We start from the raw sequence: 24,252 nt of genomic DNA on the forward strand, positions 1-24,252 counted from the left end.
ACGTCACCGCATCAGTTCGTAAATTCGGCTCACATCTCGCCGGTGAGGAACGGATTGGTCAGCCGCTCCTGGCCGAGGCTGGAGCCCGCGCCATGGCCGCAGATGAAGCCGACGTCGTCGCCGAGCGGCAGCAATTTTTCCTTGATCGAATTGATCAGCGTGGCATGGCTGCCGCCGGGCAGGTCGGTGCGTCCGACCGAGCCGCTGAACAGGACGTCGCCGACATGGGCGAAGCGCAATTCCTTGTTGAAGAACACCACGCTGCCCGGTGAATGGCCGGGGCAGTGCAGGATGTCGAAGGTGAGGNTCGCCGATCGAGACCNTGATCGCCTTCGTCGAGCCAGCGGTCGGGCCCGAAATTGCGAACCCCGGTCATGCCGAAGCGCTCGCCGCTCGAGACCACGTTGTCGAGCAGGAATTTATCGGCGATATGCGGGCCTTCGATCTTCACCTGCAGCGCGTCGCGCAGTTCGGCGGCGCCGCCGACATGGTCGATATGGCCATGCGTCAGCCAGATCTTCTCGACCGTGACGCCGGTCTGCTTGATCGCTTCCAGAATCCTGGGAACGTCCCCGCCGGGATCGATCACCACGGCCTTCTTGGAAGGCTCGTGCCAGATGATGGTGCAGTTCTGCTCGAACAGCGTCACCGGCACGATCATCGCGCCGGCCTTGGCCTGATTTTCGGCCTGGGTATCGGTTTTGTTGTCCATGAGGGCACCATATTCATCCCGGGAAGGTGGTCAACACGGGTTTGTAATCATCGTGTTACCGGCGTGTGATGCACACGGCTCCGTGATAGGTTGCGTGTGGTTTGAGGTTTGGCGTGCGGTGCCGGATAGCGCTACCGCCGGCCAGTTCCGGGGGGCATCGTGGTTTCGGCAGTTGGGACTTCCATGAGCCAGACTTCCGCGTCGCCGCTGGTCGGGCCCCGTATCACTGCCCGCGCCTTCTTCGTCAGCGAGCGCCTCAATATGTCGGGCCTCGAGCGCGGCGATGTCCTCGCCACGACACCGCTTGCGTTTCGCGTCAATGCGAATGGTGTCGCTATACTGTTCCGTTATGGCGTGGTTGTCCTGATCGGGCTGAATGCGCTGGAAGAGGAGGAGTTCCTGCGCGGCCTGGAACATCGGATGACGGGCAAGCTCGCGCGACGCGACGAGGAAATCGCCATCATCGAGCTGGCGCCGGAAAAGGAGGACCAGATTCCACCCGGCGGCCCGATCTGCCTGCAAAGTCTTTCGCCCGACCGGCTGATCCTGATCGGCGAGGCGCTGGCGAAGAGCGTCGTTCTGGCGCGGCACGAGCGCGAAGTTGCCAGCGTCTTTGACACGACCGAACCGTTCGCGCGGGAACTGGCGCGGAGCGGGCGCATGCGCGGCAGCCGGCGCTCGATCCTGCAAAATATCGGCAACGCGCTTCTGGTGCGGCACCGGGTATCAGGACCGGTCGAAGTGGAAGAGAAGCCGGACGTGCTCTGGGACAAGCCGCATCTGGAACGGCTGTATGCCCGGCTCGAAGACGAGTACGAACTCAAGGAGCGCGCGGAATCGCTGAACGGCAAGCTCGCCGTGATCGCCGAGAGCGCGCAGGTGTTGACCGATATCATCGACACGCGGCGCTCGCTGCGGCTCGAAGTGATTATCGTGCTGCTGATCCTGTTCGAGGTGATCATCACGATCTATCAGCTCGCGATGGGCCGGCATTCCTGAGCGGCACTCACGCGTCACGAACGGCCCTGGGCGTCGCCTTGGTGTCGATGTCGCTGCGCTTGAGCAGATAATCGAGGCCGCCGACGCGATACCAGCGGTATCCGTAGCCTTCCAGCAACAGCGTATGCCGGCCGCGCTTGTTGGCGCGGCTGTGATCTTCCGTCAGCAGATTGACCAGGAGATTCCCAGCGTCGTCGGGAAGCCCGACGCTAAAGGCGATCTCTCGCGGCTTCTCGTCGAGATTATGCACGAATAGCACCGAGTTGTTGCGCCAGTCGTAGCGGATCACCAGCACCGCGGGATCGCGCGTTGCGATTACCTTGAAATCACCCCAGCCGACCTCGGGCACCTCCTTGCGCATCCGGACGATACGCTCGGTCCAGTTCAGCATGGAGTTTGGATCGCGGCGCTGTTTTGCGGCGTTGACATGTTCGTAGCCGTAGGGGCCCTTGTCGATCACCGGCAGGCACGGCCGGTCGCCCTCTGTGAAGCCGGCATGCGGCTCGGTCGACCATTGCATTGGCGTGCGCGCGCAATTGCGCTCTGGCAGTTCGAGATTGTCGCCCATGCCGAGTTCGTCGCCATAGCGGATGACAGGCGTACCCGGCAGCGTGCACATCAGGCTGTAGGCGAGTTCGAGTCGGCGCCGGTCGCCGCCGAGCATCGGCGCCAGCCGGCGACGGATGCCGCGATCGTAAAGCTGCATGTCCTTGTCGGGACCGAATGCCTTGAACACGGCGTTACGCTGCGCCTTGGTGAGCCGGCCGAGATCGAGCTCATCATGGTTGCGCAGGAACAGTCCCCATTGCGCGGTCGCCGGGCGCGGCCTGGTCGACGCCAGCGATTTCGCCAGCGGCCGGGAATCGGCGGAGGCCAGCGCGTAGAACAGATGCTGGTTGACGTGGAAATTGAACATCATATGCATGCGGTCGCCGTCGCGGCCGAAATATTCCATGTCGGTTTTCGGCAGCACGTTGGCTTCGGCCAGAATGATGGCGTTGCCTTGCCGCCATTGCAGGAATTCGCGGAAAGAGCGCAGCATGTCGTATTGCTCGACCGCCTTGCGGACCTTTGCACCCTTGGTCGAGATTACGAACGGCACCGCGTCCATGCGAAAGCCGGATACGCCAAGCTGGATCCAGAAGCCCATGATCTTCAGGATCTCGGCCTGAACCATCGGATTGGACGTGTTGAGGTCAGGCTGGAAATCGTAGAAGCGATGGAAGTACCAGGCGCCGGCTTCCCTGTCGTGGCTCCATGTCGATTTCTGCACGCCCGGAAACACCATCCCGGTATCGGCGTTGGCGGGACGCCTGTCGGACCACACATACCAGTCGCGATAGGGCGAGTCCTTGGCGCGCCGGGCCTCGCGAAACCAGTGATGCTGGTCAGAGGTATGATTGACGACGAGGTCGATGATGACGCGCAGGCCGCGCTGCCGGCAGCCATGGGTGAATTCGACGAAATCGCCAAGCGTGCCGTAGCGCGGATCGACCCCGTAATAGTCACTGATGTCGTAGCCGTCGTCCTTGCCGGGTGACGGCTGAAACGGCATCAGCCATACGGCCGTGATGCCCAGGCCGTGCAGGTAGTCGAGCCGCCGCAACAGGCCCCTGAAATCGCCAACGCCGTCGCCGTTGGCATCCATGTAGGTGCCGACGGACAGGCAATAGATCACGCCGTTCTTGTACCAGAGATCGCCGATCATGCAGGGGCAGCCCTCTTCGGTCCGCCTCGCGCGCGTCTCAGCGGCTACGGAATAAGCCGCCAGACCGGCGCAGGTTCCGCGCGATCTATCCCTTGTTATGGCCGGGCTCGGCCCGGCCATCCATGTCTGCGTCTCGGAACAGAGGACGTGGATGCCCGGGACAGGCCCGGGCATGACGACCTCTCATGGTCGGTCGCGCTTCCATCTCACCGTTTGATCTGCGCCTTCAGCGTATCCTCGACGACGCGGTCGAACGAGGATGTTTTCGGCGCCGCCTTGGCACGCTGGTCGGCGACGTATTTGTCCCGCTTGGCGACCAGCGCAGACAGCTTTTCGTTGAGTGCCTTGCGTTGGGTCATCTGCTTGTTGACCTCCTCCACGCGCTGCTCGGGCTTCATCGCGCGCAGATTGTCGGGCAGGTCTTCCTCCTTGATCGTGGAAAAGCTGCGACCGCGGGCCGTGACGTCGGCGACGAGGTCGCCGTCGCCGGTGACGGCTTCGGATGTCGCCTTCGAGCGCTTGTTGAGATAGCTCGCCATTTCCGAGGCCTGCGCGGGCGCGGCGGCGGCGACCTCGGACAATTGCTTGGTCTTGCCCTCGGTGCGCTTCTGCAGGTGTTTCGGCCCGTAGGGGATCACGGTGCCGTTGATCTCACGCTGCAGGATGATGATCTCCTCGTCGAACGGCGTCTCGATCAGCACCACTTCGCCGCCGTCCTGCGGGATCGGAATGAAGCGGCCGTTGCCGTGCTGGGCGATATCGCGCCAGATTCGCGCGGTATCCTGGGCGTTGCCGGCCAGCACCGCGTTGACGATGATGTCCCTCTGCTTTGCCACCGAGAGCGTGACCGGATATTTGGTGTCCTGCGCGTAATCCATGTGCGGCGGCGCGTCGCCGACCAGGAACACGATCCGCCTGACATCGCGGCCGCTGGTCCACTGCAGCTTGTTGACGGCAACGTCGAGCGCCTCGTTGACGCTCTCCGGCCAGTCGCCGCCGCCGCGCGCCTTCAATTCGAGCAGGTGGGCGTAGAGATCCTGGATGTCGGTGGTGAGGTCGATCTTCTTGGTGACGTAGTCGTCGCCGATGTCGCGATAGGCGACGAGGCCCATGCGGATGTCGGCGTCAGGGTTTGAATCGACAATGGCTGTGGCAATTGACCAGATCTTGCGCTTGGCGCCCTCGATCAGGCCGCCCATCGAGCCGGTGGTATCCAGCACGAACGCGACTTCGACGGCGGGTTTGGCGATGGCCTGCGACAGGCCGGCGGAGAGAGGGAGGGCGGCGAGAGCGAATGCGAGCGAGCGAAGGGTGATGCGTGACTTCATGGATCTCCTCCAGATGTTTCGTCCCCTCGGAACCCAAGTTCCACTGCCTTCGCGCTGGGCTGTGGTCGAAAACAAGGCGGGCCGGGGTCGAAATTGCGGCTGATGGTGCGCTGGTCCGACTGTTGGACGGTCCGAAATCGGTTATGGTTCGAGTGCCATGGAATCATCACCTGCCCGCCACATCGGCCTCGTGCCCGCGCCGGATCGTCGCCAGTCGGAGACGGCGCTGGCGATCGCCCGCGGCACCGCGCGGCTGTTACGTTCGCTGGGGTTTTCCTGCATCAGCGAACTGCCGCTGCCGTCGGGCCGGCGCGCCGATCTGGTGGCGCTGAACGAGCGCGGCGAAGTGTGGATCGTCGAGATCAAGTCGTCGGTGGAAGATCTGCGCGCCGACCAGAAATGGCAGGACTATCGGATGCATTGCGACCGGCTGTTCTTCGCCTTTACGCAGGATCTTCCTTGCGAGATTTTTCCTGAAGGCACCGGCCTGATCATCGCCGATGCCTATGGCGCCCACCTGCATTGCGAAGCGCCGGAGCATCGCCTGCCCGCGGCGACCCGCAAATCGATGACGGTGCGGTTTGCGATGGCCGCCGCGCAGCGGATCAACCGCCTGGTCGATCCGCAAGGGCATGCGGAGTTTTAGCTGGCGAAACAGCCGGCCGGTTCAAGCCGCCTACCGTTCGGCTTGGTCCTCCCAGTCCTCCCACTCGACGTCATGGACTTCGAGGTAGCGGGAAACGGCCGCACCGACGGTGAGGAAAAAGCAATGCTCGCCAAGTTGGGCCAACAATCCGAATTTCCTCAGCTTGTCCTTCACGGGATCCTTGAGTTCGGCAAAACAAAGCTCAATTCCCTGTGCATGCAACGCCTCGTCCAATTCAGCGAGCGTATCACCGGCAGTGACGTCCACGCTGGTGACCGGCTCCGCCGCAACGACCAGCCAACGCACGGGCGTCGGCGACTTCGCCACCGCGTCCAGCGCGCGCTCCTTGAAAAATTCGGCATTGGCGAAGAACAGGGGCGCATCCCACCGGAACAGGACCAGCCCGGGAATCTGGCGCGCATCCGGATATCTCGTGATGTCGTGATAACCTTTCACGCCATCGGCGCGGCCCAATACGGCGGAGTGAGGACGCCACCCGTCCCATAGAAACTCGGCAATGGCGATGGCGATTGCCAGACCTATTCCCGGAATCACGCCGAGCACGGCGACGCCGACAAAGCAGACGATCGAAAGCCAGAACTCCCACCGCTGAATGCTGTAGATGCGCTTGAGATCGGTGATCTCAATCAAGCTGATCGCTGCGGCGATGACGACGGCGGCCAATGCAGCGTTGGGCAGATGCTGAAGGAGGTTTGGCGCCACCAGCAGAAGGAAGGCGATGGCGAGGGCACCAACGACACTGGTCAGCTGGGTACGGGCGCCGGCGGCTTCGGCAACAGGCGTACGCGAACTGCTGCTGCTGATCGGAAAACCCTGGAAAAGTCCGGTTGCCAGATTGGCGGCGCCAAGCCCCACCATCTCCTGGTTGGGGTCGACCCGATCGCCCAATCGTGCCGCGTATGACCGCGAGAGCACGCTGGTGTCAGCAAAGGAAACCATGGCGACCGCGCAACCGCCGATCAGCACCGGGATGACATCGGCGGGGCCGATCCAGGGAACGGCGAAGCCGGGCAGGCCCTGCGCTAGGGGACCCAGGACTGTCACGCCGTAGCGGGCCGCAAGATCCAGCGCAGCGACAACGGCCGTTGCCCCGACGACTGCAATCAGGACGACTGGCAACCGCTTGTATCTCTGAAGCAGCAGTATTGTCGCCAACGTGCCGAGCCCAATCCCGGCGGCTGCCCAGTTGGTCTTTCCGTCAAAGATGGCGCGGGCGATCGCCCATAAGCTCCGCAAAGGTCCGTCGCTCTCGATCGAGAAGCCGAACAGCTTCGGCAGTTGGCTGATCAATACGGTCAACGCAATGCCGTTCATGTAGCCGTAGCGTATCGGCTTCGAAAGAAGCTCGGTCACAAAGCCCAGGCGCGCGATTCCTGCCAGGATGCATATCGTCCCGGAAACGATTGCCATCATGGCAGCCAAGGTCGCAGCGCGGACGGGATCGCCACCCGACAGCGGAACGAGAACGCCAAGGATGATAGCTGCAAGCGCCGAGTCCGGTCCCAGGACAAGGATGCGGCTAGGGCCGAACAACGCGTAGACAAGGAGCGGTATGATCGTTGCGTACAGACCGTAGATGCCGGGCAAGCCCGAGGCCTCCGCGTAGGCGATGCCAACGGGGATCAGCATGGCTGCGAGCACGAGCCCGGCAAGTACATCGTGCCTGAGCCACGCCGCTTCATATCGACGGAGGGTGTCGAGACCTGGCAACCAGCGCATCCAATGCTTCATTGCCGGTCACTCCGAACCCGGCCGGGCTCGCTAGCTTGGGCCGCGACTGCGATTGGCCCAGCCAGAATACAGTCGAGGCTGTTGCACGCCTCGGCAAGCGAAAAATGTGATCCGCTAAGGGGCCACCGTTATCGGTGATGCAATCCGAGGGCAGCCTTTGCCGGCGAGCGATCAGGTGGCTGACAAACTAGCGCGGCGCGCGCTTTGCGAGAATCCGCTGTAAGGTACGGCGGTGCATGTTGAGCCGCCGCGCGGTTTCGGAGACGTTGCGGTTGCACATCTCATAAATGCGCTGGATGTGCTCCCAGCGCACGCGGTCCGCCGACATCGGGTTCGACGGCAGCTCGGATTTCTCGGTGCCGCTCGCAAGCAGCGCGGCGACGACGTCGTCGGCATCGGCGGGCTTGGAGAGATAATCCACCGCGCCCATCTTCACCGCCGTGACGGCGGTTGCGATGTTGCCGTATCCGGTCAGCACGATGGTGCGCGCTTCGGGACGCTTGCGCTTCAGCGCCGACACCACGTCAAGGCCGTTGCCGTCGCCTAGTCGCAGGTCCACCACCGCAAAAGCCGGCGCGGCCTTGTTGATCTGCGCGAGCCCGTCGGACACGGTGTCGCAGGACGTCACCGCGAAGCCGCGGGTTTCCATCGCGCGCGACAGGCGCTCCAGAAACGGCTTGTCATCCTCGACGATCAACAGCGAGCGGTCGGAGAGATCGTTCAGTTCGGCGATGGCGTTCAAGGCAGGGTTTCCCGGTTGCGGATCCAGAGTACCATATAGAGCATATGGCGCGACGATTCAGCACTGCCAAGGGCTCGAAAGGTCGCGCCGCCCGGTTTCCTCAATTCTTAACGCAATTCTAATCGGCTGATCCTGCAGCGGTTTCCGAGGGTTCCTCGGCCTCGAAGCGGGTGCGCGGCCATACGATCTGGACCACAGCGCCGTGATCGGGGAACGTCCGGTTCGAGAACGAGACCTTGGCGCCGGTGCGCTCCAGCAGGGTACGGGCGATGAAGATGCCAAGACCAAGCCCGGCCCGCGCGCTTTGCGGCTCGTCCGCGCCGCGCCGGCGCGACAAATAGGGCTCGCCGATCCGTTTCAGCATATCGGGTGCGATGCCCGGCCCGTCGTCGGAAATGACGATTTCGACCGTATCGGCGTTCCACCAGGCGTTAACCTCTACCGTCGTCCGCGCGAAATCGACGGCATTCTCCAGGATGTTGCCGACACCGTAAAGGATCGCCGGGTTTCGGGCCCCGACCGGCTCGCGCGTTGCTGCGACAGCAAGCCGCACCTTGATCGCGACGCCGAAATCGCGATGCGGCGCGACCGCTTCCTCGATCAGCGTCGACAGCGGCATCAGGTCGAACGGTGCGCCGGACGAGGACAGCTGGGTGATCTTGGCCAGGATGTCGCGGCAACGCTGCGCCTGCTCGCGCAGGGTCTTGAGGTCGGAGGCGAGCGGGTCGTTGCTCTCGACGGTCTTTTCCAGCTCGCGCGAAATCAGAAAGATCGTCGATAGCGGCGTGCCGAGTTCATGCGCGGCGGCGGCCGCAAGCCCGTCGAGCTGGGTCAGATGCTGCTCGCGCGTCAGCACCAGCTCGGTCGCGACCAGCGCATCGGAGAGCTTGCGCGCCTCCTCGGTCGCCTGGAATGCATAGAGCGAGGTGACGCCGATCGCGAGCAGGATCGAGAGCCAGACGCCGAACAGATAGATCGGCGGCAGCACCAGCGGGTCCTCGCTGTCCCAGGGCAGCGGCAGGTGGAAGAACACCAGCGCCGAGGCGCAGGCCATCGCGAGCAGGCCGAGCCCGATCGTCAGCCGGATCGGCAGCACCGCCGCCGAGATCAGAACCGGCGCCAGGAACAGGAATGAAAACGGATTCTGCAAGCCTCCGGTCAGGAACAGCAGCGCAGCCAGCTCGACAATGTTGAGCGCAAGCAGCGCCGCCGCATACACCGGTTCCAGCCGCTGCATCGGGTTGAAGGCCACCTGCAGTGCGAGATTGAGCAGCGCGGCGACGCCGACGACGGCGACGCAGGCAATGACGGGAAAGTCGAACTCCAGCCCATGCGCCACGATGAAGATCGCGGTGAGCTGGCCGAGCGCCGCCAGCCAGCGCAGCCGGAGGATCGTATCGAGACGAACATATCGGTGCGGCAGGCGAAAATCGGAGGCGGCGACGTCGGACATGTCCGGAGTTTAGCTGCCGGAGGGCGCGATCACAAATTCACGGGATCAGCCGTTGCCGTCCCTGTCATGCCCTGGGCAAGTCCGGACATGACGACCCTGTGTGACGCCGATCTCTTGCGCTCACCGCCGTGATGGCCCAATGAACGTCCAGAAATGGTCAATAGCGACGCCACGCCAGCACAGTTCTCCGCGGCCGGGCCGGAAGGCCCCGCCGCGATCGAGGTCGCGCATCTCATAAAACTCTACAAGACCACCCGGGCGGTGGACGACATCTCGTTCCGGATCGCGCGCGGCAGTGTCACCGGGCTGCTCGGCGGCAATGGCGCCGGCAAGACCACGACGATCGCGACGATCATGGGGCTGGTGCTGCCGACGTCGGGCCGCGTCCAGGTGCTGGGACACGCGATGCCGGAGCAAAGCGCCGAGGTGCTCGGCCGGATGAATTTCGAGAGCCCCTATGTCGATATGCCGATGCGGCTCACGGTGCGGCAGAATCTCACGATCTTTGGCCGGCTCTATGCGGTGAGGAATCTCGCCGAGCGCATCGAACAACTCGCCGCCGACCTCGACCTGAAGGATTTCCTCGATCGCGCCAACGGAAAACTATCGGCCGGACAGAAGACCCGCGTCGCGCTGGCGAAGGCGCTGATCAACCAGCCGGAGCTGCTGCTGCTCGACGAGCCGACCGCCTCGCTCGATCCGGACACCGCCGACTGGGTGCGGCAACATTTGCGGAACTATCGCAAGACCCATGACGCCACCATCCTGCTGGCGTCGCACAACATGCTGGAAGTGGAGCGGCTGTGCGATCGCGTCATCATCATGAAGCGCGGTCGCATCGAGGATGACGACAGCCCCGGCCAGATCATGGTGCGCTACAACCGCACCACGCTGGAAGACGTGTTTCTCGATGTCGCGCGCGGCCGGGTGGCGGAGGGGGCGCCATGAGCGAGACCGTCACCCATTACGGAATCTCATGGCACCGCATCAGTGCGATGGTGCTGCGCTATTGGTATCTCCTGATGTCATCCTGGCCGCGGCTCCTGGAGCTGATCTACTGGCCGGCGCTGCAGATCATCACCTGGGGTTTTCTGCAGAACTACATTGCGCAGAACGACAATTTCTTTGCCCGCGCCGGCGGCACGCTGATCGGCGCGGTGATCCTGTGGGACATCCTGTTCCGCGGCCAGCTCGGCTTTTCGATCTCGTTTCTCGAGGAGATGTGGGCGCGCAACCTCGGCAACCTGATGATGAGCCCGTTGAAGCCGATCGAGTTTCTGATCTCGCTGATGATCATGAGCCTGATCCGGCTTGCGATCGGCGTCATCCCGATGACGCTGCTGGCGCTGTTCTTCTTCGACTTCAATTTCTTCGCGATCGGGCTGCCGCTGATCGCGTTCTTCTGCAATTTGATCTTCACGAGCTGGGCGATCGGGATTTTTGTGTCGGGCCTGGTGCTGCGCAACGGGCTCGGGGCCGAGAGCATCGTCTGGACGCTGATGTTCGGCCTGATGCCGCTGGCCTGCGTCTATTATCCGGTCTCGGTGCTGCCTGACTGGCTGCAATGGATCGCCTGGACGCTGCCGCCGACCTATGTGTTCGAGGGCATGCGCGCGCTCCTCATTAATCAAACCTTCAGGAGCGATCTGATGGTCTGGTCGCTGGCTATCAACGTAGTGTTGTTGATTGCCTCCTTTGCGATCTTTCTTGCCCTTTTGCGCAGCGCCAAACGGGTGGGATCGCTGCTCGGGGGTGGCGAATAAGTCACTATGTCCCGTTAATTTCGGGGGATTTTGGCCTTTTGGTACGTAGATATACCGAGGTCTGCATTGACGCATTATTTTGCATTCGGCAGGATGCTGCGGCGCAAACAGAGGTCAGAAGATGCCGATTGGTGAGTTTGGCGGCGCACCGCCGCTGGTGGCCGAAGGCAGTCCGGCGTTCACGACGCCGATGTACTGGATGTACGAAATGGGCCACGCGTCGCTCAATCCGGCACGTGCGGTGACCGACGCCACCAAGATCCTGTTTCAAAACCCGCTTAATCCCTGGTCGCACACCGAGATCGGCAAATCGATCGCCGCGGCCTGCGAACTGTTCGAGCGCACCACCCGCCGTTACGGCAAGCCGGAATGGGGTCTCGACTTCACCGAGGTCAACGGCGTCCGCACGCCGGTCGAGGTCCGCTCGATCTGGGAAAAGCCGTTCTGCCGCCTCCTGCATTTCGATCGCAAGCTGACGCGGCCGTTGCGCAACCCCCATCCGCGCGTGCTGATCGTGGCGCCGATGTCCGGCCATTACGCGACGCTGTTGCGCGGCACCGTCGAGGCGTTCCTGCCGACGCATGAAGTCTACATCACCGACTGGACGGATGCGCGCATGGTTCCTCTCACCGAGGGCCGCTTCGATCTCGACGACTATGTCGATTACGTCATCGAGATGCTGCACGTGCTCGGCGGCAACATGCATGTGATCGCGGTGTGCCAGCCTTCGGTGCCGGTGGTGGCGGCGGTGTCCGTGATGGAGGCCGCGCGCGATCCGTTCGTGCCGCTGTCGATGACCCTGATGGGCGGCCCGATAGATACCCGCCGCAACCCGACCGCCGTGAACAACCTTGCCGAAGAGCGCGGCATCGAATGGTTCCGCAACCACGTCATCACCAAGGTGCCGTTCCCGCATCCCGGCGTGATGCGCGACGTCTATCCGGGCTTTTTGCAGTTGTCCGGCTTCATCACCATGAATCTCGACCGCCACACCGACGCGCACAAGGCGCTGTTCAACAACCTGGTGAAGGGCGACGGCGACATGGTCGACAAGCACCGGGAGTTCTACGACGAGTACCTCGCCGTGATGGATCTCACGGCGGAGTATTACCTGCAGACGGTCGACGTCGTGTTCGTCAAGCATGCGCTGCCCAGGGGCAAGATGATCCATCGCGGCAAGCCGGTCGATCCGTCGAAGATCCACCGCGTGGCGCTGATGACGGTGGAAGGCGAGAAGGACGACATCTCCGGCCTCGGTCAGACCGAAGCGACGCACGCATTGTGCCCCCACATTCCCGATCATCGCCGCGTGCACTACGTGCAAAAGGGCGTCGGACACTACGGAGTGTTCAACGGATCGCGATTCCGTTCCGAAATCGTGCCGCGCATCTCCGATTTCATGATGTCGGCAGCGAATACGAAGGTGTCAGCGGCTACTACCAAGCCAACATTGGTCCGTGCAGCCGAATAGTCTGCTTGGCGGCATCGCCTCCGGGCCGCCGATAAGTTGCTGAATAGATTCAGACATTCCAGATTTCGGTCGAATCAAGGGGTGAGTTCAGACTCACTCCTTGAGGCCGTTTTGGACCCCTGTTAGACTCCCGGTTCCATCCAAAAAATCCGGTTCCAGGCCCATCCTGTAGAGGCTTTTTAGGCCCCAGCCCCTGTATATTGGGCAAATGATTTGTTTTTGCGCCGTGCGATTTAGATGAGATTCCCTTGGCAGCGGATATGGCAGAATCCGGGCGAACTCCTACTCCCCGGACTCCAAGACATGGCTACTCGCGCCCTCCTTTATCGGCGGCCCGCCGAACCCGCGACCCTATTGGTCAAACACGGCTCGCAATTCTTTGCGATTCGGCTGCGCCGGCATCGCCGTGCGCGGCGTTACACCTTGCGAATTCATCCGACGGATCGCGAAGCGATCCTGACCATGCCGCCGCGTGGCACACTGGTTGAAGCGCGCGACTTCGCGCAGATCCACGGCGGCTGGATCGCCGCCCGTCTCGGCCGTTTGCCGAAGGCGGCGCCGTTTCAATCCGGCACGATCGTACCGTTGCGCGGCGTTCCGCATCGTCTGGTGCATCGCGCCGGCGAGCGCGGCACGGTGTGGACCGAAACCCGCGACAGCGGCGAGAAGATTCTGTGCGTCGCTGGCGGCTCCGAGCACATGGACCGGCGCGTCCACGACTTTCTCAAGCGCGAGGCGCGCAAGGATCTGAACAAGGCATCGCTCGCCTATGCGGCGGAACTCGGCGTCAAAGTCAGGCGGGTGTCGATCCGCGACCAGTCGAGCCGCTGGGGTTCGTGCACCTCGGCCGGCTCATTGTCCTATTCCTGGCGACTGATCCTCGCGCCGCCCTATGTGCTCGACTATCTCGCCGCCCATGAAGTCGCGCATCTCGTTGAGATGAACCACTCGCCGCGGTTCTGGCGGGTGGTCGGCCGCATCTGCGACCATGTCGACCGTGCCAAGCGCTGGCTCGATACCTACGGCAACGATTTGCATCGTTACGGGGTCGAGGATTAGGTCATTCAATCGTAGCCCGGGTGGAGCGAAGCGAAACCCGGGGACGGTCTCGCGAGTCGATAAACTGTTCCCGGATTGCGCGGAGCCTGTCATCGGGCGCGCATTCGCGCGACCCGTTGGNGCGACGAGCTATCTTCCAAACAAGCGATCTACCAGCCAGCCGTCGAGTCCCGCCGCAGCCTCCGGCCGTGCATTCGGATTGGGCGGCGGCGGGGAGCTGCGTGCCGGCGCCGGCCGATACGAACCGCTCTGCGGGGCTGATGGCGGCGGCGCGGTGCTGACTTGCGACGCGGTCTGGAACAGGTTCGACATGAAGCCGCCGCGTTGCGCGTTCGGCAGCGCTGCCACCGGAACGCCCTGATGGGCCGTGCGCATGAAGCGAGTCCAGACTTCCACCGGCAGGCCACCGCCGGTTGCTTTCTTGGTCGGCGAGTTGTCGTCATTGCCGAGCCAGACGCCGGTGACGAGATTGGCGGTGTAGCCGATGAACCAGGCGTCGCGGAAATCCTGGCTGGTGCCGGTCTTGCCGGCGGCCATCCAGCCCGGAATCTCGGCCTTGCGCGCGGTGCCCGACAGCAGAGTTTCCTGCATCATCGTATTCATCATCGCGGCATGGCGCGGCTCGATCACCTGGCCGAGCTGGTCAGGCTGCCGTACATACAAGAGCTTGCCTTCATTGGTCCGGATCTTGGTCACCACATAGGGGGAGATGCCGAGCCCGCCATTGGCGAACGGCGCATAGGCTCCGACCAACTCGATGACCGAGACCTCGGAGGTACCGAGCGCGATCGAGGGGTTGGCGTCGAGCTTCGATGAGATGCCGAGCCGGTGCGCGGTCCGCACCACGTTCTTCGGTCCAACCTCTAGCCCCAGCCGCACCGCGACCGTGTTGAGCGACATCGCCAGCGCCTGCGTCAGCGTCACCGCGCCGAAATATTCATGGGTGTAGTTCTCGGGCCGCCAGCCCTTGAGGTCGAGCGGCGCGTCCTGCCGGATCGTCTCCGGCGTCAGCCCGCCTTCGATCGCCGTGAGATAGATAAACGGCTTGAACGCCGAGCCGGGTTGGCGTTTGGCCGTGACCGCGCGGTTATACTGGCTCTCGGCGTAGTTCCGCCCGCCGACCATGGCGCGCACCGCGCCGTCGGGGGTCATCGCCACCAGCGCGCCCTGCGTGACGTTGAATTTCACGCTCTTGGCCGCCAGTTCGTCGATGATGGCGGCTTCGGCCGTGCTCTGCAGCTTCGGATCGATCGTGGTCTCGACCACGATGCTCTGGTCAATCTGGCCGACGAGGTCGTCGAGCACTTCGCCGATCCAGTCGGCGACGTAGTTGACGGTGCCCGCGCCCGCCGGCTTCACATTGTAGGAGGGATGGCCGATCGAAGCCTTGGCCTGGGCGTCGCTGATGAATTTGGCTTCCGCCATCGCTGCGAGCACGATTCGGGCACGCTGCTCCGCGCCTTCCGGGTTGCGGTTCGGCGCCAGCCGCGACGGCGATTTGACGAGGCCCGCCAGCATCGCGGCTTCCGCGACCGTGACGTTCTTCGCTGATTTGCCGAAATAGCGCTGCGAAGCGGCTTCCACACCGTAGGCGCCGGAGCCGAAATAGACGCGATTGAGGTAAAGCTCGAGAATCTCGTTCTTGGAATGCTTGCGCTCCAGCCATAGCGCCAGCTCCACTTCCTGCAGCTTGCGCGCCATCGTCCGTTCCTGGGTCAGGAACAGGTTTTTGGCGAGCTGCTGCGTCAGCGTCGAGCCGCCCTGTGAGACGCCGCGATGCAGGACGTTGGCGACCACGGCGCGCGCGATGCCGACGGGGTCGATGCCGTAATGCGAATAGAAGCGGCGGTCCTCGATGGCGATGAACGCCTTCGGCAGATAAGGCGGCAGGTCTTTCAGCGCGACGTTGGAGCCCGGCGCTTCGCCGCGCGAAGCCAGCACGCTGCCGTCGATGCCTGTGATCTGGATGGTCGGCGGGCGCTTCGGGATTTCCAGCGACTGGATCGCCGGAAGATGCGCGCCGACCCAGACCACGACGCCGATGATGGCGATCGCGGCCCACAGGCCGAGCACCGCGCCCCAATAGACCAGCCGGCCGAACTTGATGCGGCGTTTCGAGCGCCGCTTGGCTCCGCTTTTGGCCGTGCGGGCTTTGCGCTCGCGCGGCGGCTCGTCGTCGTCCTCTTCGTGCTTGCGCTTCGGCACTGGCTTTTTCGGCTTGTCGTCTTCGTCGGTGGCGTCCGGAATGCGGTCCGCGGGCGACAGACGCAGGTCCGCGAGCGCTGCCGGAAGCCCGAACAGCGGCTCCTTGCGTCCGCCGCTCTTTTTCCGTCCCCACGCCATCACAAACGCCGCTCACACCCGTCCTGATGCACGCTACCGGCGGCTGTTTAAGGGTCGGTTACGGAAAGGTTAATGCGCGATTAGGAGGTGCGGCGGGACCGTATTAGGATTGGTGCAAGCCACAGCGTTCTCCGGGGAAATCCGCATGGGCCACATCGATCCCACCAAGGAAGTATTTGCGCAATTTCGGGCCAACGACCGTCCGGGTCCGATCCACATGCTCAACCTGGTCCGGCTGCGCGAGCAGGCCGCCTATCCCGACGGCCGCAAGGCGACCGGTGCGGAGGCCTATGCCGCCTATGGCCGGGAAAGCGGCCCGGTGTTCGAACGGCTCGGCGGACGGATCGTGTGGCAGGGCAGGTTCGAACTGATGCTGATCGGACCGCAGGACGAGCGCTGGGATCATTGCTTCATCGCCGAATACCCCAGCGTTGCCGCGTTTGCCGAAATGATCCGCGATCCTGTCTATCGCGAGGCGGTCAAGCACCGCCAGGCCGCGGTGGAAGATTCCCGCCTGATCCGGCACGCCGTGCTGCCGGTCGGCAAGACGTTTGGCGAGATTCCGAAGTAAGTATCGGTTCGGTCAATCATCAGACCCTCATGGTGAGGAGGCGCGCGAGCGCCGTCTCGAACCATGTGGCCCGGCTGGTGCCATCCATCCTTCGAGACGCGGCGCAAGCGCCGCTCCTCAGGATGAGGTCTTGCAGCAAAAAAATCGGCGGCCCCGAAGGGCCGCCGATCGCTTCTTTCCGCCGATCGTTTCGATTGGGTCGCAAGCCTAGCCCGCAGGACCCTTATCCTCGAGGATCGGGCCGAACATTTCCCAACGCTCGCCGTTGAACTTCATCATCTGCAGCTGCTTGTTGACGCGATAATCGTCCGGCGACGTGTTGGCGGTGATGCCCGGCAGCAGAAGATCGAGCTGAACGTTCTTCAGGCTGGTGGCCTGTTTCAATACGTTCTCGCGGGTCAGATTGTCGCCGCATGCCTTGAGCACATGAATCAGGAGCTGCGTGGTCATGTAGCCATAGGAGTTGAAGCTCGAATCCTTGTCGCCATCCGGATAGTACTTCGCCATGAACTCGAAATACTTCTTCATGCCCGGATCGTCCTTCCAGGTCGGATCGAGCGGGTCCTTGCCGTAGTTGACGCTGATCACGCCCTTGGAAGCTTCAAGCCCCGCCGGCTTCATGACGGCGCCGACCGAGGTGGCGTTGATGTCGAGGATGTGCACCGGCTTCCAGTTGAGCTCGTGGATCTTCTTGATCGCCTGCGCCGCCTGCTTCGGCGTGGTCGCCGAGAAGAACAGGTCTGCGCCGGCGTCCTTGATCTTGAGGATCTGCGAATCGATGGTCGGGTCGGAGACTTCGTAGGAGGCTTCCGCCACGATCATCTTCGCCGCCTTGTCGCCGAGGCCGGCCTTGATGCCGTTCAAATAGTCCTTGCCGAGGTCGTCGTTCTGATAGAGCACGCCGATCTTGGCGTTCGGATGTTCCTTGATGATGTACTGGCCGTAGATGCGTCCCTCGACGAAGTAGTTGGGGTTGAAGCCCATCGTCCAGGGGAAGTTCTTCGGGTCGGTGAACTTCGAGGCGCCGGTCGCGGCGAACAGCTGCGGCACCTTCTTGCTGTTGAGATATTTCTGGACCGCCGCGTTCGAGGGCGTGCCGAGCAGCTGAAAGGTGAGCAGCACCTCGTCGCTCTCCACCAGCTTGCGCACCTGCTCGACGGCCTTTGGCGGCGAGTAAGCGTCGTCATACTGGATCAGGTTGATCTTGCGACCGTTCACGCCGCCCTGATCGTTGATCATCTTGATATAGGCGGCCTGGGTCTTGCCGATGGTGGCGTAGGCGGAGGCCGGTCCGCTGAATGGATTGGTCTGGCCGATCTTGATCTCGGTGTCGCTCGCGCCGGTGTCGTATTTTTTCTGCGCGGACGCCGTCGAGACCGACAGCGCCAATGCGAGCGCCGTGCCGGTGGCCAGCTGGAAAAAACCCTTCCTCATATTGCTGTATTCCTCGTGTGTTTATGATTGAGCTAATGAACTTGCCCGGGGCTTGAGCCCAGCGGATGCCATCGCTGCCACGATAGTGGCGGAAGCGATATTGCATTGCAAGATGCAGCGGCACTCGACAAAAGGCGCAGGTTCCGTCTGCACAAAAAGAATCCAGCTCGTCATTTGCCTCGAATTAATGCAGGCGCGAGGCTCATCGTTCGGGCCGGGAATCTCGCGTCCCGAGGCGGTGCGCCGTGTAACGGTGCACCGCCTCGCCGGGACACGAAGAGCCAGAGCCTAACCGGCCGGGCCGGCATCCTCGATGATGGGACCGAACAGTTCCCAGCGCTCGCCGTTGAACTTCATCATCTGCATCTGCTTGTTGATGCGATAATCGGTCGGCGAGGTGTTGGTGACCATGCCGGGCAGCGACAGGCTGCCGGTGACGTTCTTCAGATTGGCCGCCTGCTTCATGATGTTTTCGCGGGTGAGATCGTCGCCGCATTGCTTGAGGATCTTCACCAGCAATTCCGCGGTCGAATAGCCGTAGGTGTTGACGGTGTTGAGCTTGTCGCCCTCCGGGTAATATTTGTCCATGAAGGCAAAATAGGCCTTCATTCCCTCGTCGTCCTTCCACTGCGGATCGCCGGGATCCTTGCCGTAGTTGGTCGAGATGATGTCCTTGGAGATGTCGAGGCCGGCGGGTTTCAGCGTCGCCGACACCGGGCTCGCATTGATGTCGAGGATGTGAACCGGCTTCCAGCCGAGGTCGGCGACCTTCTTGATCGCCTGCGCCGCGAATTTCGGCGTCGAGGCGTCGTAGAGCAGGTCGGCGCCGGCGGCTTTCAGTTTGACGATCTGCGAGTCGATGGTCGGATCAGTCAATTCATAGGAAGCTTCGGCGACGATCATCGACGCGGCCTTGCCGCCGAGCGCCTCCTTCAGGCCGGTGATGTAGTCGCGGCCGAGATCGTCATTCTGATAGAGGATGCCGATCTTGGCGTTGGGATGATGCTTCAGAATGTACTGGCCGTAGATGCGCCCCTCGGACTGGTAATTGGGATTGAAGCCCATCGTCCACGGGAAGTTCTTCGGGTCGGTGAACTTCGATGCGCCCGTCGCCGCCAAGAGCTGCGGCACCTTCTTGCCGTTGAGATATTTCTGCACGGCGGCATTCGAGGGCGTGCCAATGATCTGGAAGGTCAGCAGCACCTCGTCGCCTTCGACGAGCTTGCGCACCTGTTCGACCGCCTTGGGCGGCGAATAGGCATCGTCATACTGGATCAGGTTGACCTTGCGGCCATTGATGCCGCCCTGTTCGTTGATCATCCGCATGTAGGCCGCCTGCGTCTTGCCGATGCCGGCATAGGCGGATGCAGGGCCCGAGAACGGAACGGTCTGGCCGATCTTGATCTCGGTGTCGGTCGCGCCGGTATCGTATTTCTTCTGCGCAACGGCCGGTGAGGCCAGCGCGAGCGCAACCGCAGTACCTGCAATCAGATGAAGAACGCCACGTCTCATGTCGCTACTCCCGTATGTTGGCCGATGATCCTGTGCCGGCCATCGGATGGCCTGCCGTCATCGTTGCCAGGGAGTGTGGCGGAACGGTTTTGCCAATGCAAGGCAGCGAGGAGGGATGCCTCACGCCAGCCAGAGCAGGACCAGGGCAAGCGCCGCGGGCGCCGCCTGCACGTAGAGAATCCGGCGGCTGACGGTCGCCGCGCCATAGGCGCCGGCCACGATCACGCAGAGCAGGAAGAACACCTTGATCTGGAACGCGAAGGCTGGATTGGGATGAAACAGGCCCCAGACGAGGCCGGCTGCGAGGAAGCCGTTATACAGCCCCTGATTGGCGGCCAGCACCTTGGAGTCCGCAGCCTTCTCGATGGTGTTGCGGAAGACTTTCAGGCCCAGCGGCTTGTCCCAGAGAAACATCTCCAGCACGAGAAAGAACACATGAAGCGCGGCGACCACCGCGACCAGAGCATTGGCGATGAAGATCATGTTGCGGTCCCCCAACCGGCAGCGGAATTCGGGTGGACGCTAGCACGCTACGGGTGAAAAGTGCGCCATGCCCCCGCGGATATTTTTCGCTACGCGGATATTTTCAGGGAATGACGATGCCCGAACGCTTCAATCTCGACCGCCTGCCGACGCCGATCGGGACCGCGCTGTTGGTCACGGACACGGACGGCCTGCTCCGCGCGCTGGATTGGGAAGACTACGAGCCGCGCATGAAGCAGTTGCTGCGGCTGCATTATGGTGTTGTGAATTTGAACGATGCGCGGGCGCCACGCGATCTACGCGTTGCCTTGACCGGCTATTTCAAGGGCGACCTCGATCGCCTCGCTGCGATCGATTGGCGCGTTGCCGGCACGCCGTTCCAACAGAAGGTCTGGAACGCATTGCCGAAGATCGCGGCCGGAACGACGATGAGCTACGGCGCGCTCGCCGCAAAGCTCCGGATGCCGCGCGCCGTTCGTGCCGTCGGCCACGCCAACGGCTCGAATCCGATCAGCGTGGTGCTGCCCTGCCACCGCCTGATCGGCGCCAACGGTTCGCTGGTGAAGTACGGCGGCGGGCTCGAGCGCAAGCGCTGGCTGCTCAAGCACGAGGGCGTGGAGATCTAATGCTCCGGAACAGGAGGGGCTGATCGGCCGGGTGCGTTGAAATCGCGCTCGGGGGCGTCCGCCGTTTCAGGTCAATCGCGCTCACGGGGTGCGTTTCGCATGTCCCGCAAGATATAGATGAACACAATCAGCAGGGGGCCCCACGCCAGCAGCGCTCCGATCAGCATCGCATTCACCGTGGTCAGCATAGTTCCTCCGCGCTCATCGACTGGAGCAGTAGTCTCTGCGGCCCGCAGGTGCCGGTACCTGGTAGAGCCATTTCCAATAGGTCCGGTTCCGCTCCAGTTGGCGCCTGTAGATGTCGCGGCAACTCGCCGAACAAAACTGCTGGAAGTACCAGCTACGCCGGACCAGCCCGAACGGGCGCTTGCATTCCGGATTTCCGCAACAATTGCTCATGACGCGACCTCCGCATTTGCACGTCGGATCCAACGAATGAAATTCTCGTGACCTTTGTCGAGACAGGAGCGCCCACAGTAGCGTTCGCGTCCTGGATTTCGCAGGGCAATGATCTTGGGGTCTTCGCAGTCACATTCGGAACAACGCGGTTCTGTACGCATGGCGACCTCCTTCTGAGGAATTGCCACTTGCCGAATTAAAAATGTGTGATGCTTGCGTCCTGCGCTTCTCGAAGGACACGCGAAGTTTTGCGCCGTCGCTGGATTATCTTCAATTCGTCTAGATGTTTGGCGCGGTCATCCTTACGTATGAATGGCCCGCGCGCGGACAGGGCCCGCTCATCTGGCGGACTGGCAGTTTGACGCCAGCGCGGCTTCGAGACACTGGATCAGCGTTTCCCCATCGAACGGCTTGCTCAGGAAACAGGTCGCTCCCGCCTTCATGGCGCGGTCGCGGTCGCTTTCGACTGAAAAGGCCGTGACGAAGATGAATGGAAATCTGCGTCCGGTGGCGAGTAAATGTTCCTGCAGGTCGAGCCCGCTCATGGCGGGCATTCTGATATCCGTTATTATGCATGACGTGTCGTTCAGGCGCGGCGATCGCAGGAACTCCTCGGCCGACGCAAATGTGTTCACGACGTAGCCGAGCGACCGCACAAGATTGTGGGTCGCGGCGCGGACCGATCCGTCATCGTCGATGATTGATATGATCGGGTTGGACAAGGCAGTCCTTTCTGGAGACGACCAGAGGGTGTGTTTTGCTGTGCCGCCGCGTAGGGGAAGAGTGCGCTGCAAATCAGGGCGGGAAAATCATACTTAGGTTTGCGGCTGGCCGGATGCGGGCCCGATCCCGAGCAGCTCGGCCATCCTCACCAGGTCAGGCAGCGACTTCGCCCCCATTTTCCGCATGATGTGCCCGCGATGTATCTTGACGGTGATCTCGGCCAGGCCGATTTCGGCTGCAATCTGCTTGTTCATGAGCCCCGTCGTGACGAGCGCCATCACCTGCCGCTCCCGGGGAGTGAGGGTCGCGAAAAGCTCGTGCAGGTTTGAGAGAACCTTCGCTTCATCGCGGCTGTTGCGGTCGCGTTCGATTGCCGCGGTTACGGCATCCAGCATGTCCTGATCGCGGAACGGCTTGGTCAGAAAATCGACGGCCCCGGCCTTCATGGCGCGGACCGTCATCGGAATATCGCCATGCCCCGTCATGAAGATGACCGGGATGTGAATGTCGGCCTTGGCGAGTTCGGCCTGAAAGTCGAGGCCGCTCACGCGGGGTAGTCTGATGTCGAGGATCAGGCAACTCGGGACATTCGGAAGCTTCAGTTGCAGAAACTCGTGAGCCGAACCGAACGCCTCGACGCGCAACCCCACCGACCGGAAGAGACTGCTCAGTGCCTCACGTACCGAAGAATCGTCGTCGATGACGAAGACGATCGGATCTTCGGCGCCTGCGAGGGAAGGCGATGCCTGGCGCCCGGTCATGGTGCACCCTCCTGATCCAGTGGCAGGGTGAAGTGGAATGTCGCGCCAGGTCCGGCATTTCCGGATGCGGACAGCCGTCCGCCATGAGCGTCGACGATGGAGCGGCAGATCGACAGGCCCATTCCCATGCCGCCGGATTTGGTCGTGAAGAAGGCGTCGAACAGCCGGTCAGCATTCTCGGTGGCAAGCCCGACGCCGCAATCCTTCACCGTCACCATGATCTGCCGGGCTTCGTCCTGGCATGTCCGGATCATCAGTTCCCGCGGCCGGTCCATGACCGGCTGCATGGCCTCGATGCCGTTGATGACCAGGTTCAGGATCACTTGTTGCAACTGGACCCGATCGGCGACGGCCAGGGGGAGAGCGGGGGAGAGTTCCAGCTGCAACGATATCCGGTGGTTGAGCAGTTCATGCTGCACCAGGCTGATGACCTCATTGATGACATCGTTGATGTTGAGGGGCGCTTTCTGATCGGGAGCCTTGTTCACAAGCGCGCGGACGCGCTGGATCACTTCGCCGGCCCGAGTGCCGTCCTTGATGATCGACTCCAGGGTCCCGCGCGCTTCCTTCAGATCGGGAGGATCGCGATCGAGCCAGCGCCGGCATGCCGCGGCATTGGTGACGACGGCGGCGAGCGGCTGATTCACCTCATGGGCGATCGAGGCGGCAAGTTCGCCAAGCGCGGTCACGCGCGTGACATGCGCGAGGGTCGCCTGTGCTTCATGCAATTCCATCTCGGCTCGCTTGCGCGCCGTGACGTCCGAAACTGCCCCGACAAAATCGATGCCGCTCGATGTATCTTTCACCGCATGGGCCCTGGCGTGGACATGCTTGACCGAGCCGTCAGGCATCAGCAGCCGATAGCCATGCTCGAAGTCCTTCCATTCGCTCAACGCACGCCCGGTGGTTCGTAGAACGCGCGCGCGATCATCGGGATGGATGCGTTGGATCACGGTGGCCCGGTTGATTGAAGGCGCCTTGTCGAATCCAAAGATTCTGAAGGTTTCTTCCGACCAGATGATTTCGTCGCTGCCGGCGCGCCAGCCGAAGCTGCCGGTGCGGCTCAATCGCTGGGCTTCGGCCAGATACATTTCGCTCTGCCGCAAGGCATTTTCAGCCTCCTTGCGTTCGGTGATGTCCTCGCACGCGATCAGCACGATCAGTTGATTATCCAGCCGCCGCACGGCCTTGGCGTTTTCTCGAACCCAGAGCGACGAACCGTCCTTGCGAACCTTGCAGATTTCCCAACTGTGGGTTTGGCCGATATTCTCCAGGCATACGCCAACATTGCTCTTGGCGGCGAGTTGCTCTTCGGCAGGAAAGACCTTCAGCACGGACTTTCCGAGCAGTTCGCTGACGGAGTAGCCAAGTTGTGCGGCGCCGAACGTGTTGACCGACAGCACGGTCCCCGTCGCATCGACCATGAAGTACATCACCGGGTTGTGCTCGAAGACTTCCTTCCATTGTGCTTCGCTGTTGCGCAGCGTCTCGATCGCGCGCGCTTCGGCGCTCGCTCGGCCCTGAAGCATGGCTTCCATCTGCCGGCGGGTGCGGCCCGCCAGGCCGATCATGATCAACGAGGCGGCAAGCGAAGCGATCAGCAGCACGAGGGCGGCGAAATGAGGCACGGCCATCGGGACCGGATCGAGCAGCAGCCAGATACCGGCTACCGTGCCCAAGGCCAGCGCCATGCTGCCGAGCAGCCATTGCTCGGCCGAGCGCCAGGACTTTATCGTCGGCTTCCGGATCATCAGCACTGACACTCGG

General features: G+C 62.5%; 20 protein-coding genes and 2 pseudogenes. 8 read left to right on the plus strand and 14 right to left on the minus strand.

What is annotated here, in order from left to right:
• Positions 1–29 precede the first annotated feature (29 nt).
• Both CQ14_RS47325 and CQ14_RS47330 read right to left on the minus strand, forming a co-directional pair.
• On the minus strand, positions 30–306 hold a 277-nt coding region (locus tag CQ14_RS47325), incomplete at its 5' end, for an MBL fold metallo-hydrolase (protein WP_245320826.1).
• A gap of 17 nt (positions 307–323) precedes the next feature.
• A pseudogene (locus CQ14_RS47330) lies at positions 324–712 on the minus strand (MBL fold metallo-hydrolase); the annotation flags it as partial.
• A 183-nt stretch (positions 713–895) separates the two neighbouring features.
• Between CQ14_RS47330 and CQ14_RS37570 the strand changes: the two are divergent.
• On the plus strand, positions 896–1,711 hold the full coding sequence (locus tag CQ14_RS37570) for an RMD1 family protein (protein WP_057862770.1): 816 nt from the start codon (positions 896–898) through the stop codon (positions 1,709–1,711).
• A 7-nt stretch (positions 1,712–1,718) separates the two neighbouring features.
• Here CQ14_RS37570 and CQ14_RS37575 read toward each other — a convergent pair whose 3' ends face one another.
• Positions 1,719–3,419, minus strand: coding sequence for an alpha-amylase family protein (locus CQ14_RS37575; protein WP_057862771.1), 1,701 nt, complete (start codon positions 3,417–3,419; stop codon positions 1,719–1,721).
• 206 nt (positions 3,420–3,625) lie between these two features.
• On the minus strand, positions 3,626–4,747 hold the full coding sequence (locus tag CQ14_RS37580; protein WP_057862772.1) for a vWA domain-containing protein: 1,122 nt from the start codon (positions 4,745–4,747) through the stop codon (positions 3,626–3,628).
• 157 nt (positions 4,748–4,904) lie between these two features.
• On the opposite strand from CQ14_RS37580, the gene CQ14_RS37585 reads away from it, so the two are divergent.
• Positions 4,905–5,393, plus strand: a complete 489-nt coding sequence (locus CQ14_RS37585; protein ID WP_057862773.1) for an MmcB family DNA repair protein — start codon at positions 4,905–4,907, stop codon at positions 5,391–5,393.
• Between the two features lie 30 nt (positions 5,394–5,423).
• On the opposite strand, the gene CQ14_RS37590 is transcribed toward CQ14_RS37585, so the two are convergent.
• The 3 genes from CQ14_RS37590 to CQ14_RS37600 form a co-directional block, all read right to left on the minus strand.
• Positions 5,424–7,145 (minus strand): SulP family inorganic anion transporter, encoded by a 1,722-nt coding sequence (locus CQ14_RS37590; RefSeq protein WP_057862774.1) that lies wholly within the window; start codon positions 7,143–7,145, stop codon positions 5,424–5,426.
• A gap of 187 nt (positions 7,146–7,332) precedes the next feature.
• Positions 7,333–7,887 (minus strand): ActR/PrrA/RegA family redox response regulator transcription factor, encoded by a 555-nt coding sequence (locus tag CQ14_RS37595; RefSeq protein WP_057862775.1) that lies wholly within the window; start codon positions 7,885–7,887, stop codon positions 7,333–7,335.
• Between the two features lie 118 nt (positions 7,888–8,005).
• Entirely contained in the window at positions 8,006–9,340 is a 1,335-nt protein-coding gene (locus CQ14_RS37600) for an ActS/PrrB/RegB family redox-sensitive histidine kinase (RefSeq protein WP_057862776.1), read from the minus strand.
• 153 nt (positions 9,341–9,493) lie between these two features.
• On the opposite strand from CQ14_RS37600, the gene CQ14_RS37605 reads away from it, so the two are divergent.
• The 4 genes and pseudogenes from CQ14_RS37605 (at position 9,494) to CQ14_RS37620 (ending at position 13,633) form a co-directional block, all read left to right on the plus strand.
• A complete protein-coding gene (locus CQ14_RS37605; protein WP_057862777.1) occupies positions 9,494–10,288 on the plus strand; it encodes an ABC transporter ATP-binding protein in 795 nt (264 codons plus the stop codon).
• Positions 10,285–11,103 (plus strand): ABC transporter permease, encoded by an 819-nt coding sequence (locus CQ14_RS37610; RefSeq protein WP_057862778.1) that lies wholly within the window; start codon positions 10,285–10,287, stop codon positions 11,101–11,103. Before CQ14_RS37605 ends, CQ14_RS37610 begins: the two co-directional genes overlap by 4 nt.
• A 121-nt stretch (positions 11,104–11,224) precedes the next feature.
• Positions 11,225–12,574, plus strand: coding sequence for a polyhydroxyalkanoate depolymerase (locus CQ14_RS37615; protein ID WP_057862779.1), 1,350 nt, complete (start codon positions 11,225–11,227; stop codon positions 12,572–12,574).
• A 208-nt stretch (positions 12,575–12,782) separates the two neighbouring features.
• Positions 12,783–13,633 (plus strand): annotated as a pseudogene (locus tag CQ14_RS37620) (M48 family metallopeptidase).
• Between the two features lie 129 nt (positions 13,634–13,762).
• Here CQ14_RS37620 and CQ14_RS37625 read toward each other — a convergent pair.
• Positions 13,763–15,976: a transglycosylase domain-containing protein gene (locus tag CQ14_RS37625; protein WP_057862781.1), complete on the minus strand. Its 2,214-nt coding sequence runs from the start codon at positions 15,974–15,976 to the stop codon at positions 13,763–13,765.
• Positions 15,977–16,121: 145 nt separating this feature from the next.
• Here CQ14_RS37625 and CQ14_RS37630 point away from each other — a divergent pair, with 145 nt between their 5' ends.
• Positions 16,122–16,547 (plus strand): DUF1330 domain-containing protein, encoded by a 426-nt coding sequence (locus CQ14_RS37630; RefSeq protein WP_057862782.1) that lies wholly within the window; start codon positions 16,122–16,124, stop codon positions 16,545–16,547.
• A 207-nt stretch (positions 16,548–16,754) separates the two neighbouring features.
• On the opposite strand, the gene CQ14_RS37635 is transcribed toward CQ14_RS37630, so the two are convergent.
• The 3 genes from CQ14_RS37635 to CQ14_RS37645 form a co-directional block, all read right to left on the minus strand.
• Entirely contained in the window at positions 16,755–17,981 is a 1,227-nt protein-coding gene (locus CQ14_RS37635; RefSeq protein WP_057862783.1) for an ABC transporter substrate-binding protein, read from the minus strand.
• Between the two features lie 288 nt (positions 17,982–18,269).
• Positions 18,270–19,493, minus strand: coding sequence for an ABC transporter substrate-binding protein (locus CQ14_RS37640; protein ID WP_057862784.1), 1,224 nt, complete (start codon positions 19,491–19,493; stop codon positions 18,270–18,272).
• A 120-nt stretch (positions 19,494–19,613) separates the two neighbouring features.
• The gene (locus CQ14_RS37645) at positions 19,614–19,976 is read right to left on the minus strand and encodes a DUF1304 domain-containing protein (RefSeq protein ID WP_057862785.1); all 363 of its coding nucleotides are present in this window, start codon (positions 19,974–19,976) and stop codon (positions 19,614–19,616) included.
• Between the two features lie 110 nt (positions 19,977–20,086).
• Here CQ14_RS37645 and CQ14_RS37650 point away from each other — a divergent pair, with 110 nt between their 5' ends.
• Positions 20,087–20,602, plus strand: a complete 516-nt coding sequence (locus tag CQ14_RS37650; RefSeq protein WP_156435826.1) for a methylated-DNA--[protein]-cysteine S-methyltransferase — start codon at positions 20,087–20,089, stop codon at positions 20,600–20,602.
• A gap of 737 nt (positions 20,603–21,339) precedes the next feature.
• On the opposite strand, the gene CQ14_RS37655 is transcribed toward CQ14_RS37650, so the two are convergent.
• From CQ14_RS37655 to CQ14_RS37665, 3 genes are all read right to left on the minus strand, one after another.
• Positions 21,340–21,711 (minus strand): response regulator transcription factor, encoded by a 372-nt coding sequence (locus CQ14_RS37655; RefSeq protein WP_057862840.1) that lies wholly within the window; start codon positions 21,709–21,711, stop codon positions 21,340–21,342.
• Between the two features lie 105 nt (positions 21,712–21,816).
• Complete coding sequence (locus CQ14_RS37660; protein WP_057862787.1) at positions 21,817–22,485, minus strand: response regulator transcription factor; 669 nt, start codon at positions 22,483–22,485, stop codon at positions 21,817–21,819.
• Complete coding sequence (locus tag CQ14_RS37665) at positions 22,482–24,248, minus strand: PAS domain-containing sensor histidine kinase (protein ID WP_245320829.1); 1,767 nt, start codon at positions 24,246–24,248, stop codon at positions 22,482–22,484. Before CQ14_RS37665 ends, CQ14_RS37660 begins: the two co-directional genes overlap by 4 nt.
• Positions 24,249–24,252 lie beyond the last annotated feature (4 nt).

Source organism: Bradyrhizobium lablabi (assembly GCF_001440475.1).
Taxonomy (GTDB): Bacteria; Pseudomonadota; Alphaproteobacteria; order Rhizobiales; family Xanthobacteraceae; genus Bradyrhizobium; species Bradyrhizobium lablabi.